The 14,011-nt window shown below is 44.2% G+C and carries 14 protein-coding genes; all 14 read left to right on the forward strand.

Annotation, left to right across the window (positions count from 1 at the left end; all coding sequences use genetic code 11):
- The 14 genes from ndk (at position 1) to aroA (ending at position 13,862) form a co-directional block, all read left to right on the forward strand.
- On the forward strand, positions 1-450 hold the full coding sequence (ndk, locus tag AAGG74_RS03525) for a nucleoside-diphosphate kinase (RefSeq protein WP_162102610.1): 450 nt from the start codon (positions 1-3) through the stop codon (positions 448-450).
- 238 nt (positions 451-688) lie between these two features.
- Positions 689-1,459, forward strand: a complete 771-nt coding sequence (gene cheR / locus AAGG74_RS03530; protein WP_162102611.1) for a protein-glutamate O-methyltransferase CheR — start codon at positions 689-691, stop codon at positions 1,457-1,459.
- Between the two features lie 74 nt (positions 1,460-1,533).
- On the forward strand, positions 1,534-2,706 hold the full coding sequence (gene aroC, locus AAGG74_RS03535; protein WP_429674536.1) for a chorismate synthase: 1,173 nt from the start codon (positions 1,534-1,536) through the stop codon (positions 2,704-2,706).
- The gene (gene aroB / locus AAGG74_RS03540; protein WP_429674537.1) at positions 2,706-3,794 is read left to right on the forward strand and encodes a 3-dehydroquinate synthase; all 1,089 of its coding nucleotides are present in this window, start codon (positions 2,706-2,708) and stop codon (positions 3,792-3,794) included. Before aroC ends, aroB begins: the two co-directional genes overlap by 1 nt.
- Entirely contained in the window at positions 3,791-4,174 is a 384-nt protein-coding gene (aroH, locus tag AAGG74_RS03545; protein ID WP_162102614.1) for a chorismate mutase, read from the forward strand. The genes aroB and aroH overlap by 4 nt, the downstream gene beginning before the upstream one ends.
- Positions 4,175-4,390: 216 nt before the next feature.
- Positions 4,391-5,938 (forward strand): anthranilate synthase component I, encoded by a 1,548-nt coding sequence (trpE, locus tag AAGG74_RS03550; RefSeq protein ID WP_429674538.1) that lies wholly within the window; start codon positions 4,391-4,393, stop codon positions 5,936-5,938.
- On the forward strand, positions 5,910-6,926 hold the full coding sequence (gene trpD / locus AAGG74_RS03555; protein ID WP_429674539.1) for an anthranilate phosphoribosyltransferase: 1,017 nt from the start codon (positions 5,910-5,912) through the stop codon (positions 6,924-6,926). Before trpE ends, trpD begins: the two co-directional genes overlap by 29 nt.
- Positions 6,919-7,671: an indole-3-glycerol phosphate synthase TrpC gene (gene trpC / locus AAGG74_RS03560; RefSeq protein ID WP_429674541.1), complete on the forward strand. Its 753-nt coding sequence runs from the start codon at positions 6,919-6,921 to the stop codon at positions 7,669-7,671. Before trpD ends, trpC begins: the two co-directional genes overlap by 8 nt.
- Positions 7,672-7,674: 3 nt before the next feature.
- A complete protein-coding gene (locus AAGG74_RS03565; RefSeq protein ID WP_162102618.1) occupies positions 7,675-8,325 on the forward strand; it encodes a phosphoribosylanthranilate isomerase in 651 nt (216 codons plus the stop codon).
- On the forward strand, positions 8,306-9,508 hold the full coding sequence (gene trpB, locus AAGG74_RS03570; RefSeq protein ID WP_429674542.1) for a tryptophan synthase subunit beta: 1,203 nt from the start codon (positions 8,306-8,308) through the stop codon (positions 9,506-9,508). Before AAGG74_RS03565 ends, trpB begins: the two co-directional genes overlap by 20 nt.
- Positions 9,501-10,304: a tryptophan synthase subunit alpha gene (gene trpA / locus AAGG74_RS03575; protein WP_429674543.1), complete on the forward strand. Its 804-nt coding sequence runs from the start codon at positions 9,501-9,503 to the stop codon at positions 10,302-10,304. The genes trpB and trpA overlap by 8 nt, the downstream gene beginning before the upstream one ends.
- 11 nt (positions 10,305-10,315) lie before the next feature.
- Complete coding sequence (hisC, locus tag AAGG74_RS03580; RefSeq protein WP_429674544.1) at positions 10,316-11,398, forward strand: histidinol-phosphate transaminase; 1,083 nt, start codon at positions 10,316-10,318, stop codon at positions 11,396-11,398.
- A 48-nt stretch (positions 11,399-11,446) separates the two neighbouring features.
- On the forward strand, positions 11,447-12,562 hold the full coding sequence (locus AAGG74_RS03585; RefSeq protein ID WP_429674545.1) for a prephenate dehydrogenase: 1,116 nt from the start codon (positions 11,447-11,449) through the stop codon (positions 12,560-12,562).
- A gap of 13 nt (positions 12,563-12,575) precedes the next feature.
- Positions 12,576-13,862, forward strand: a complete 1,287-nt coding sequence (gene aroA, locus AAGG74_RS03590) for a 3-phosphoshikimate 1-carboxyvinyltransferase (protein WP_429674546.1) — start codon at positions 12,576-12,578, stop codon at positions 13,860-13,862.
- Positions 13,863-14,011: the final 149 nt, after the last annotated feature.

The following is a 14,011-nucleotide window of genomic DNA, read 5'->3' on the forward strand; positions in this document are numbered from 1 at the left end:
ATGATGGAAAAGACTTTTATCATGGTGAAACCAGATGGTGTCCAACGTCAGCTCATTGGGGATATTTTATCCAGATTTGAACGTAAGGGCTTGCAGTTAGCTGGTGCCAAGTTAATGAGAGTATCTGAACAATTGGCTGCGAAACACTATGCCGAACATCAAGGGAAGCCTTTCTTTGGAGAACTTGTTGAGTTTATTACTTCAGGCCCTGTATTCGCAATGGTTTGGGAAGGCGAAAATGTCATTGAAGTGACGAGACAACTGATCGGAAAGACAAATCCTAAAGAAGCTTTACCTGGTACGATTCGGGGAGATTACGGCATGTTTGTCGGAAAAAACATCATCCACGGCTCTGATTCTCTCGAAAGTGCAGAACGCGAGATAAACAATTTCTTTAAGAATGAAGAATTAGTATCATATCAGCAGCTCATGGCTGGCTGGATCTATTAATCATTGTGAAAGTATGTAACAGAGCCGGTGCCATCTGATGGGCCGGTTTTTGCTTTCTTTTGTAAAGGCTTACATCAAAGGGGATAAAGGGGTTAATGGCAGCAGTGTATCAGACTCATGTCTCTCCCTACGAACTAAAATCAGCTGAAAAGCTGATTTTTTTATGGAAACCATACTATTTACTGATAAAACAAGCTATACTAGGACAAAAAGATAGCGAGATTGGGAGAGTAGAGAGATGGATACATACAGTGTATTTACAACGAAGTGGAAACAATTAACTGGAGTTGATCTGACATTATATAAAGAAGCACAAATGAAGAGAAGGCTGACGTCGCTATATGAGAAAAAGGGCTTTCAAAGCTTTAAGGACTTTGCGGCTGCATTGGAGAAGGATCAGGCTCTCTTAAATGAAACATTGGACAGAATGACGATCAATGTTTCAGAATTTTATCGTAATTATAAAAGGTGGGAAGTTCTTGAGACTGCTATTCTTCCGTTAATCAAGAACAATAAGCCTTTAAAGATATGGAGTGCCGCTTGCTCAACAGGTGAGGAGCCTTACACACTTGCCATGCTTTTAGAACAGCAAAAAGGTCTTTCTGGATTTCAGATTTTGGCGACAGACCTTGATGAAAAGGCACTGGAAAAAGCGCAAAATGGCGTTTATCAGGAACGTTCTTTACAGGAAGTGCCCTCCTCTGTGAAGGATCGCTATTTTACTCAACATGCAAATAGAAGCTATGAAGTAAAACCGGAAATTAAAAAGAATATTACATTCAAAAAACACAACCTGCTGGCAGATCGTTATGAACAAGACTTTGACTTGATCGTGTGCCGCAACGTATTGATTTATTTTACAGAGCGTGCGAAGGAAGAGCTGTATTTAAAAATGGCACATAGCTTGAAAAAGAATGGAGTACTTTTTGTCGGCAGCACCGAGCAAATCTTCAATCCAGAGAAATTCGGTCTGGTTCCAGCTGATACATTCTTTTATCAAAAAAGATAGACTGACTTTTTGCTGAAAAATATGTTATAGTGGTTTTACTTAAAAGCGTTAATGTGATGAAGGGAGAAGAGGTTATGAGATATTTAACAGCCGGAGAATCACACGGTCCCCAACTGACAACCATTATTGAAGGTGTGCCTGCCGGGCTTTACATAACGGAGGAAGATATCAATTTTGAGCTTGCCAGACGCCAAAAAGGCTATGGCCGCGGCCGCCGAATGCAGATCGAAAAAGACCAAGCGAAAATGATGAGCGGGGTGCGCCATGCGCGTACACTTGGTTCACCAATTGCTCTCGTTGTTGAAAATAATGATTGGAAGCATTGGAAAAAAATTATGGGTGCGGCTCCGATTACAGAAGATGAAGAAAAGGAAATGAAGCGCCAAATTTCCAGACCGAGACCTGGGCACGCTGATTTAAACGGTGCGATTAAATATAATCACCGTGATATGAGAAATGTGCTTGAGCGCTCTTCAGCAAGGGAAACAACTGTCAGAGTAGCGGCAGGCGCTGTCGCGAAAAAAATTCTCTCTGAGCTGGACATTAAAGTGGCGGGCCACGTATTGCAAATTGGCGCAGTTAAAGCTGAAAAAACACAATATGCGTCAATCGAAGACCTGCAGCGTGTAACAGAGGAATCTCCGGTCAGATGCTACGATGAAGAAGCGGGCAAAAAAATGATGACTGCCATTGACGAAGCGAAGGCAAATGGAGATTCAATCGGCGGGATTGTAGAAGTCATTGTTGAAGGAATGCCAGTAGGCGTGGGCAGCTATGTTCATTATGACCGCAAGCTGGACAGCAAGCTTGCTGCAGCTGTGCTGTCAATTAACGCGTTTAAAGGCGTGGAATTCGGCATCGGATTTGAGGCGGCAGGTCGAAATGGAAGTGAAGTCCATGACGAGATCATTTGGGATGAGGAAAAGGGATATACCCGTGCGACCAACAGACTCGGAGGACTGGAAGGCGGTATGACGACAGGAATGCCAATTGTTGTCCGCGGAGTCATGAAGCCGATCCCGACTTTGTATAAACCGCTGAAAAGCGTAGATATTGAAACGAAAGAACCGTTTTCCGCCAGTATCGAACGTTCAGACAGCTGTGCCGTGCCTGCCGCAAGTGTTGTAGCTGAAGCGGCTGTCGCATGGGAAATTGCGAACGCAGTTGTTGAACAATTCGGCTTAGATCAAATTGACCGCATTAAAGAAAATGTGGAGAATATGAGAAAACTGTCGAGGGAATTTTAATGAAAACACTGCATGTTCAAACCGCTTCCTCGTCGTATCCTGTTTTTATTGGGAAAGGTATCAGAAAAGAGGCTTGTGAACTATTAACCTCTTTAAACAGGCCTTTAACACGGATTATGCTTGTCACGGATGAAGAGGTGGACCGCCTGTATGGTGATGAAATGCTTCGTCTGCTGCAAGAAAAGTGGCCTGTGCAAAAAGTGACGGTGCCGAGCGGAGAGCAGGCGAAATCCATGGACATGTACACAGAACTCCAGAGTGAAGCGATTCGTTTTCATATGGATCGCTCCTCATGCATCATCGCATTTGGCGGCGGTGTTGTTGGTGATCTTGCCGGTTTTGTGGCAGCTACTTTTATGCGCGGCATTGATTTCATCCAAATGCCTACGACGCTTTTGGCGCATGACAGCGCAGTCGGAGGCAAAGTAGCCGTAAACCATCCGCTCGGAAAAAATCTAATCGGTGCGTTTTATCAGCCGAAGGCGGTACTATATGATACTGACTTCCTGCGTTCTCTGCCTGAAAAAGAGCTTCGGTCCGGAATGGCAGAAGTGATTAAACACGCTTTTATCTATGACAAAGCGTTTCTGGAAGAGCTGTTGAATATCCGCTCCTTGCACGATATCACCAGCGATCGGCTGAATGACATGATATTTAAAGGCGTCTCCATTAAAGCGTCTGTCGTGCAGGAGGATGAAAAAGAAGAGGGGATCAGAGCTTACTTAAACTTCGGACATACGCTTGGCCATGCGGTTGAGGCGGAATATGGATACGGACAAATCACTCACGGTGATGCCGTAGCCCTTGGAATGCAGTTTGCTTTATATATAAGTGAAAAGACAGCAGGCTGTGAAATGGATAGAAAACAGCTGATCAGCTGGCTGAAAAACTTGGGATATCCAACTCAAATAAAAAAAGAGACTGAAACCTCCGTTCTAGTGGACCGTATGATGAATGATAAGAAAACCCGAGACGGGAAGATTCAGTTTATCGTTCTTAACGAATTAGGGAAAGTTGCCGATCACACATTTTCCAGAAATGAACTTGAGAGCTGGCTGCATAAATGGCGATTGGAGGAGACATCATGATGATTCGCGGAATTCGCGGAGCAACAACAGTTGAACAGGATACAGAAGAAGAAGTGTTACAAAAAACAAAACAGCTGTTAGAGAAAATCATAGAAGAAAACAAAACGAAGCCGGAAGATGTTGTTCAAATTCTTCTTTCGGCGACGCCTGATTTGCACTCTGTTTTCCCGGCAAAAGCTGTCCGTGAGCTTTCTGGCTGGCAGTATGTGCCGGTAACCTGTATGCAGGAAATGGATGTAACCGGCGGTCTGAAAAAGTGTATAAGGGTTATGATGACCGTTCAGACAGACGTTCCTCAGGATCAGATCAGACATGTATATTTAGAAAAAGCCGTCGTATTAAGACCCGATTTATCATTGACAAAAAATACTGAATTGTAATACGATAGGAACAGCTTAGAAATACACAAGAGTGTGTATAAAGCGATGAAAATGAGTTGAGTTAGAGAATAGGGTAGCAGAGAATGAGTGTAGTTGAGCTGAGACATGTATGTTTATTCTACCCAAAAGAAGCCTTTCTTTTGGGTTTATTTGTTATATAATGTTTTATCCTCTCATGCCATCTTCTCATTCTCCTTGCCATAAGGAGTGAGAGTAATGAATTTCCAATCCAACATTTCTGCATTTTTACAGGACAGCTTGTCCTACCGCACGATACCGATCGTGGAGACCTTCACAGTCGATACGATGACACCCATTCAAATGATAGAGAAGCTTGATAGGGAGATTACTTATCTTCTAGAAAGCAAGGATGATACATCCAATTGGTCAAGATATTCGTTTATCGGCCTGAATCCGTTTCTCACAATTAAAGAAGAACAGAGACATTTTACAGCTGTTGATCAGGACGGCAGATCTCTATACACAGGAAACGAACTAAAAGAAGTGCTGAACTGGATGAACACCACATACAACATCAAAACGCCAGAGCTAAGTATCCCTTTTGTCGGAGGGGCTGTCGGGTACTTAAGCTATGATATGGTCCCGATGATTGAGCCTTCTGTTCCTGCCCATACAAAAGAAACAGAAATGGAAAAGTGTATGCTGTTTGTTTGCCGGACATTAATAGCGTATGATCATGAAACCAAAAACGTCCACTTTATCCAATATGCAAGGCTCAATGGACAAGAAACGGAAAACGAAAAGATTGATGTGTTTTACCAAAATCATCAGGCGCTTCAAGAGCTCATCGGAAAAATGATGGATCCAAAAAACATAAAAGAACTGTTTCTTTCGGCTGATTCATATAAGACACCCAGCTTTGAGACGTTATCCTCTAATTATGAAAAGTCAGCTTTTATGGCTGATGTAGAAAAAATAAAAGAATATATAAAAGCGGGCGATATCTTCCAGGGCGTCCTATCACAAAAATTTGAGATTCCGATAACATCAGATGCCTTTGAGTTATATCGTGTGCTTAGGATCGTCAACCCTTCACCGTATATGTATTATATAAAGCTCCAAGACAGAGAAATAGTCGGCAGCTCGCCGGAACGGTTAATTCACGTTAAGGACGGGCACTTGGAAATCCATCCGATTGCCGGTACGAGAAAACGGGGCGCAGATCAAGCGGAAGATGAAAAACTCAAAATGGACCTGATGAAGGATGAAAAAGAAAAAGCGGAACACTACATGCTCGTTGATCTTGCCCGGAACGATATTGGCAGAGTAGCAGAGTATGGATCTGTTTCTGTGCCGGAGTTCACAAGCGTTGTTTCTTTTTCGCATGTTATGCACATTATTTCAGTGGTGACAGGGAGATTGAAAGAAGGAGTTCATCCTATTGATGCTCTAATGTCCGCATTCCCGGCGGGTACGTTAACAGGCGCTCCAAAAATCCGTGCCATGCAGCTTTTGCAAGAGCTGGAGCCCACTCCGAGAGAGACATACGGCGGCTGCATTGCCTACATTGGATTTGACGGTAATATCGATTCTTGCATTACGATTCGCACCATGAGCGTCAAGGACGGCGTCGCATCGATTCAAGCAGGTGCTGGTATTGTTGCAGATTCTGTTCCGGAAGCTGAATACGAGGAAAGCTGTAATAAAGCCGGTGCACTGATGAAAACAATTCATATTGCAGAAGATATGTTTCATAGCAAGGAGGATAAAGCTGATGAACAAATTTCTACAATCGTGCGTTGACGGAAAAACACTTACTGCTGGTGAAGCAGAGGCACTGATGAATATGATGATGACAGCGGAGATGACGCCTTCTGAAGTGGGAGGCATATTGTCTATCCTTGCTCATCGGGGAGAGACGCCAGAAGAGCTTACAGGCTTTATGAAGGCGATGCGGGCACACGCTCTGACTGTCGATGGACTTTCTGATGTTGTCGACACATGCGGAACCGGAGGAGATGGCATTTCCACTTTTAATATCTCAACGGCATCGGCGATTGTTGCTTCAGCAGCAGGGGCGAAGGTTGCTAAACACGGCAACCGTTCTGTCTCTTCAAAAAGCGGAAGCGCTGATGTTTTAGAGGCGTTAGAGGTTCCTATTCAAACCACTCCTGAACATGTCAAAAGCAGTATTGAAACAAACAACATGGGTTTTTTGTTTGCACCGCTTTATCATTCGTCTATGAAATATGTCGCTCGGACTAGAAAAGAATTAGGCTTCAGAACGGCATTTAATCTGCTTGGACCGCTCAGCAATCCTTTGCAGACGAAGCGTCAGGTGATCGGGGTCTATTCCTCTGAAAAAGCGGGATTGATGGCAAGTGCACTGGAGACGTTTCAGCCAAAGCATGTCATGTTTGTATCAAGCCGTGATGGTTTAGATGAGCTTTCGATTACAGCACCGACCGATGTGATTGAATTAAAAGACGGAGAGCGTCGGGAATATACCGTTACACCCGAAGATTTTGGTTTCAAAAATGGGAGACTTGAAGATTTACAGGTGCAGTCGCCGAAAGAAAGCGCCTTTCTCATTCAGAATATTTTTGAAAATAAAAGCAGCAGCTCCGCTTTATCTATTACCGCTTTTAATGCAGGGGCTGCGATATATGCGGCGGGAATAACAGCTTCGCTGAAAGAAGGAACAGAGCTGGCGTTAGAGACGATTACAAGCGGAGGTGCGGCTGTGCAGCTTGAACGACTAAAGCAGAAAGAGGAAGAGATCTATGCTTGAAAACATCATCAAACAAAAGAAAGAAGAAGTAAAAACATTGGTCCTGCCGGAAGAGCAGCCTTTCGAAAAACGTTCATTTAAAGAGGCGCTGGCAAGTCCGAATCGGTTTATCGGGCTGATTGCTGAAGTGAAGAAAGCATCACCTTCAAAAGGGCTTATTAAAGAGAATTTTGTCCCTGAACAGATTGCGAAAGACTATGAAACTGCAAAGGCCGATGCGCTTTCTGTTTTAACAGACACCCCGTTTTTTCAAGGGGAAAACAGCTATTTATCAGATGTGAAACGTGCTGTTAGGATACCTGTACTCAGAAAAGATTTTATTATTGATTCTCTTCAAGTGGAGGAATCAAGAAGAATCGGAGCGGATGCCATCTTGTTAATCGGCGAGGTGCTTGATCCTTTACATCTTCATGAATTATATCTTGAAGCAGGTGAAAAAAAGATGGATGTCCTGGTAGAGGTTCATGATGCCTCGACACTTGAGCAAATTTTGAAAGTGTTCACGCCTGATATTCTTGGTATAAACAATCGAAATCTAAAAACATTTGAAACTTCTATAAAACAGACAGAACAAATTGCATCTCTTGCCCCGAAAAAATCACTGCTTGTCAGTGAAAGCGGAATCGGTTCTTTAAAAGATTTAACATTTGTCAAAGAACGTGGTGCACGTGCTGTGCTAATCGGTGAATCATTGATGAGACAAACATCACAGCAAAAAGCCGTCCATGCTTTGTTTGAGGAGTAAGGTATGAAGAAGCCGGTATTAAAATATTGCGGTATAAGGTCACTGCAGGATTTGCAGCTTGCAGCGGGATCGCAGGCTGATTATCTGGGCTTTATTTTTGTTGCTGAAAGCAAACGAAATGTATCTCCGTATGATGTGAAAAAATGGCTGAGTCAAGTTCGTATCGAAAAACAGGTTGCGGGTGTTTTTGTTAATGAATCGATAGAGAAGATGTCACGCATTGCTGAAGACTTGAATCTCGATGTTATTCAGCTTCACGGTGATGAAAATCCAGCGGAGGCCGGTGCGCTTCGTATGATAGCAGATTGTGAAATATGGAAGGCGCTTCATCATCATGAGAACACGCTTCACGAAATAGCCCGCTTTAAAGATGATGTGGACGGATTTGTCATTGATTCATCTGTCAAAGGGGCAAGAGGCGGCACAGGTGTTTCTTTTTCTTGGGACTGTGTGCCGGAATACCAGCAGGCGGCTACAGGCAAACGATGTTTTATCGCAGGCGGTGTGAATCCGGATACTATCACAGACCTATTGACATATAAGCCAGCAGGAATTGACCTTGCCAGCGGAATCGAAAAAAACGGGCAAAAAGATCAGAATTTAATGAGGCTTTTAGAAGAAAGGATGAATCGATATGTATCTATATCCAAATGAAATAGGAAGATACGGTGATTTTGGCGGGAAGTTTGTGCCCGAAACACTGATGCAGCCGTTAGAAGAAATTGAATCTGCATTTAAAGAAGTTAAGGATGATCCAGCTTTTCGTAAAGAATATAATCAGCTGTTACATGACTATTCCGGACGGCCGACTGCATTAACATATGCTGATCGAGTCACAGAATATTTAGGCGGGGCAAAGATCTATTTGAAACGAGAAGATTTAAACCACACAGGTTCTCATAAAATCAATAATGCCCTGGGTCAAGCGCTGCTTGCGAAAAAAATGGGCAAAACGAAAATCATTGCTGAAACCGGTGCCGGTCAGCACGGCGTCGCCGCTGCAACAGTTGCAGCCAAATTTGGCTTTTCCTGCACTGTGTTTATGGGCGAGGAGGATGTTGCCCGCCAGTCACTGAACGTTTTCCGAATGAAGCTTCTTGGGGCGGAAGTAGTGCCAGTAACAAGCGGAAACGGCACATTAAAGGATGCTACAAATGAGGCGATCCGTTACTGGGTTCAGCATTGTGAGGACCACTTTTACATGATTGGATCAGTTGTCGGCCCGCACCCTTATCCGCACGTGGTCCGTGAATTTCAAAAAATGATCGGTGAGGAAGCGAAGGATCAGCTGAAACACCTTGAAGGCTCCTTGCCTGATAAAGTAGTGGCGTGTGTAGGCGGAGGAAGCAATGCAATAGGCATGTTTCAAGCATTTTTAGATGAAGAGGTTGATCTGATCGGAGCTGAAGCAGCAGGGAAGGGGATTGATACTGCTCTTCATGCCGCTACAATTACGAAAGGAACCGTAGGCGTTATTCACGGTTCATTGACTTATCTCATTCAAGATGAGTTCGGGCAAATCATTGAGCCTTACTCCATTTCAGCAGGACTCGACTATCCAGGAATCGGTCCCGAGCACGCTCACTTGCATAAAAGCGGCCGTGTCATTTACGACAGTGTCACAGATGAAGAAGCGGTGGATGCGTTAAGGCTCTTGTCAGAAAAAGAGGGGATTTTGCCGGCAATTGAATCTGCCCATGCATTAGCGAAAGCATTCAAACTCGCCAAAGAGATGGAGTGCGGCCAAACGATTCTCATCTGTTTATCAGGGCGGGGAGATAAGGATGTCAACACATTAATGAATGTATTGGAAGAAGAGGTGAAAACGCATGTTTAAATTAAACCTTCAAGCATCAGAGAGATTGTTTATCCCGTTTATTACGGCGGGCGATCCATCGCCCGAGGTTTCGGTTGAACTGGCGAAGTCTCTCCAAAAAGCGGGCGCTACGGCATTGGAGCTTGGTGTTGCATACTCAGATCCGCTGGCAGACGGTCCGGTAATTCAGCGGGCTTCAAAGCGGGCGCTTGATCATGGAATGAATATCGTCAAGGCAATCGAATTAGGCGGAGACATGAAAAAAAACGGAGTGAATATTCCGATTATCCTCTTTACGTATTATAATCCTGTGTTACAATTGAACAAAGAATACTTTTTCGCTTTACTGCGGGAAAATCACATTGACGGTCTGCTTGTTCCAGACTTGCCATTAGAAGAAAGCGCCAGCCTTCAAGCAGAATGCAAGAACCATGGGGTGACGTATATTTCTTTGGTTGCGCCGACAAGTGAAAGCCGTTTGAAAACCATTATTGAACAAGCCGAGGGCTTCGTCTACTGTGTATCTTCTCTAGGTGTGACTGGTATCCGCAATGAGTTCAATTCATCCGTGTACCCGTTCATCCGGACAGTGAAGGAACTGAGCACTGTTCCTGTTGCTGTAGGATTCGGTATATCAAACCGTGAACAGGTCATGAAGATGAATGAAATATGTGACGGTGTCGTCGTGGGAAGTGCGCTCGTCGGAAAAATAGAAGAATTAAAGGAGCGGCTCATCAGCGCTGAAACGAGAAACCAAGCGCTGCAGGAGTTTGAAGATTACGCGATGACGTTTGGCGGCTTGTACAGTTTAAAATGAGGTGACTGGATTTGCGAATCAAAGAACATTTAAAACAGCTGAAGCCTTATCAGCCAGGTAAGCCGATTGAAGCAGTAAAATCAGAATATGGCTTGGATAAAGTTGTGAAGCTTGCTTCAAACGAGAATCCGTATGGCTGTTCGGAAGTTGTAAAAGAGGCACTTCATCATGAAATTCAACAGCTTGCGCTTTATCCGGACGGATATAGCGCCGCTTTACGGACAAGGCTCAGTGAGCATCTCAATGTCAGCGAAACATCACTTATTTTCGGAAATGGTTCAGATGAAATCATTCAGATCATCTGTCGGGCATTTTTACATGATAAAACCAACACGATAACCGCTGCCCCGACTTTTCCGCAATATAAACATAATGCGGTCATAGAAGGCGCTGAAGTTCGCGAAATCGCACTTCGTCCTGACGCCTCACATGATTTAGACGCCATGCTGGAAGCGATTGACGAACAGACACAAGTCGTTTGGATATGCAGCCCGAATAACCCGACTGGCACTTATACAACGGAAGGGGAATTGCTCGCATTTCTGGAACGCGTCCCTTCTCGTGTTCTCGTTGTTCTTGACGAAGCATATTATGAATATGTGACAGAAGAAGATTATCCGGAAACTGTGCCGCTATTAAACAAATACTCCAATCTGATGATTTTGCGGACATTTTCAAAAGCTTACGGCCTGGCAGCGCTTAGAGTCGGGTACGGAATTGCTGACGAGAACCTCATTCGCCAGATTGAGCCGGCGAGAGAGCCGTTTAATACAAGCCGTCTGGGCCAGGCTGCGGCGATCGCAGCGCTTGATGATCAAGCGTTTATTGCTGCCTGTGTCGAGCAAAATAAAGCAGGCCTTCAGCAATATTATGATTTTGCGAAGGCTCATGGTTTAAAGTGCTATCCTTCACAGACAAACTTTGTGCTGATTGATTTTAACCGTCCTTCTGATGAACTGTTTCAGGCTCTGCTGGAAAGAGGTTATATTGTCCGGTCGGGAAATGCATTAGGCTTCCCGACATCACTCCGAATTACGATTGGAACAAAAGAGCAAAATAAAGAAATTATTTCTATTTTAGATGAAATTTTATAAGAGGTGATCTCATATCACCTCTTTAGTCTATAAGCCAGGTGATGATGGATGAATCGAATGAAAGATACCATATTCCTCGCCGGCCTGGGGTTGATAGGCGGTTCGATTGCGTTAGCGATCAAAAAAAATCATCCCGGCAAACGGATCATCGGAATTGATATCTCTGAGGAACAGGCAGTAGCTGCATTAAAATTAGGTGTAATTGACGAGTGTGCGGATTCGTTTATTAGCGGTGCAAAAGAGGCAACGACAGTAATCATTGCGACCCCTGTTGCGCAAACCCTGCTTATGCTCGATGAACTGGCTCATTCAGGGATAGAACATGAGCTTTTGATTACCGATGTCGGAAGCACAAAGCAAAAAGTGGTTCAATACGCTGATCAAGTGCTGCCTAGCCGCTATCAATTTGTCGGAGGCCACCCGATGGCAGGTTCACATAAATCAGGGGTGGCCGCTGCGAAGGAATTCCTGTTTGAAAATGCATTTTATATTTTGACGCCCGGACAGAAAACGGAGAGACAAGCGGTAGAGCAATTGCAACATTTGCTGAAGGGTACAAATGCCCATTTTGTGGAAATGTCACCTGAAGAACATGATGGCGTTACGAGTGTTATTAGTCATTTTCCGCATATAGTCGCAGCAAGCCTCGTTCACCAAGCCCATCATTCTGAAGAACTTTATCCGCTTGTTAAACGTTTTGCAGCTGGCGGGTTCAGGGATATTACAAGGATTGCATCAAGCAGCCCGGCCATGTGGCGGGATATTTTATTACATAATAAAGATAAAATTTTGGATCGTTTTGATGAGTGGATTCGTGAAATGGAGAAAATCCGAGCATATGTAGAACAGAAAGATGCGGAACATCTATTTCGTTATTTCAAAACGGCTAAGGATTATCGCGACGGGCTGCCGCTTCGGCAGAAAGGCGCGATACCTGCATTTTATGATTTATACGTGGATGTTCCTGATCATCCTGGTGTGATTTCTGAGATAACAGCTATCTTAGCTGCGGAGCGCATCAGTATCACGAATATCCGCATTATTGAAACACGAGAAGATATTAACGGAATTTTAAGGATCAGCTTTCAGACGGATGATGACCGGAAGCGGGCTGAACAATGCATTGAAGCCCGGGCTGAATATAAAACTTTTTATGCTGATTGAGGTGGAGATTTAAATGAAAAGAGAAAAGGTGCAGGTCTTACATGGAGAAATACACGTTCCTGGTGATAAATCCATTTCTCACCGCTCTGTCATGTTTGGTGCGCTGGCAAATGGCACAACAACTGTTAAAAACTTTTTGCCGGGAGCGGATTGTTTGAGCACAATCGATTGTTTTAGAAAAATGGGTGTGCAAATTGAGCAAAATGGCAGCGATGTCGTCATTTACGGTGAAGGAATCGATTCTCTGAGGGAGCCAGAAAGCTTTTTAGATGTCGGGAATTCAGGTACAACAATTCGCCTAATGCTCGGTATTTTGGCGGGCCGTCCTTTTTACAGTGCAGTAGCCGGAGATGAGAGCATTGCGAAGCGCCCAATGAAGCGCGTAACAGAGCCTTTGAAAAAAATGGGTGCTAAAATCGACGGAAGAGCCGGAGGAGACTTCACCCCGCTATCTGTGAGCGGCGCTTCATTAAAAGGCATTGATTATGTATCACCTGTTGCAAGTGCACAAATTAAATCCGCTGTTTTGCTGGCCGGATTACAGGCTGAAGGGACAACAACCGTCACAGAGCCTCATAAATCCCGAGACCATACGGAGCGAATGCTTTCTGCCTTTGGCGTTAAGCTTTTTGAAGATCAAACAAGCGTTTCTATCACCGGGGGCCAGAAAATGACAGCTGCAGATATTTTTGTTCCTGGAGACATATCTTCAGCGGCATTTTTTCTTGCTGCAGGTGCAATGGTTCCAAACAGCAGCATTGTATTGAAAAATGTAGGTTTAAATCCGACTCGGACAGGTATCATTGACGTCCTTCAAAATATGGGAGCAAAACTTGAAATCAAACCGTCTGCTGACAGCGGGGCAGAGCCATATGGAGATTTGATCATCGAAACGTCATCTTTAAAAGCTGTTGAAATCGGAGGAGACATCATTCCGCGCCTGATTGATGAAATCCCTATCATCGCGCTTCTCGCAACTCAAGCGGAAGGGACCACTATTATTAAAGATGCGGCAGAGCTTAAGGTAAAAGAAACAAACCGCATTGACACCGTGGTTTCCGAACTTCGTAAGCTGGGTGCTGAGATTGAACCGACAGCAGATGGAATGAAGGTTTATGGCAAACAAACATTGAAAGGCGGCGCAACAGTGTCCAGCCACGGGGATCATCGAATCGGAATGATGCTTGGCATCGCTTCCTGTATAACGGAAGAGCCGATTGAACTCGAGCAGACAGAAGCCATTCACGTTTCTTATCCAACCTTCTTTAAGCATTTAAATAAGCTTTCTAACAAATCCTGAGGTATTTTGCTTCAGGATTTTTTGTGCGGATTGTCTGTGAAAATCATATTCTGAGGCAAAAAAACATAGCTTGTCTTATAAAGAGAAAAGAAAATTGAAAAGGGGGGATGCGCTTACTTACAAGCCGGCAGGTCAGCGAACTGCTTTAC

This window comes from Bacillus mexicanus (genome assembly GCF_050445615.1).
Lineage (GTDB): Bacteria > Bacillota > Bacilli > Bacillales > Bacillaceae > Bacillus > Bacillus mexicanus.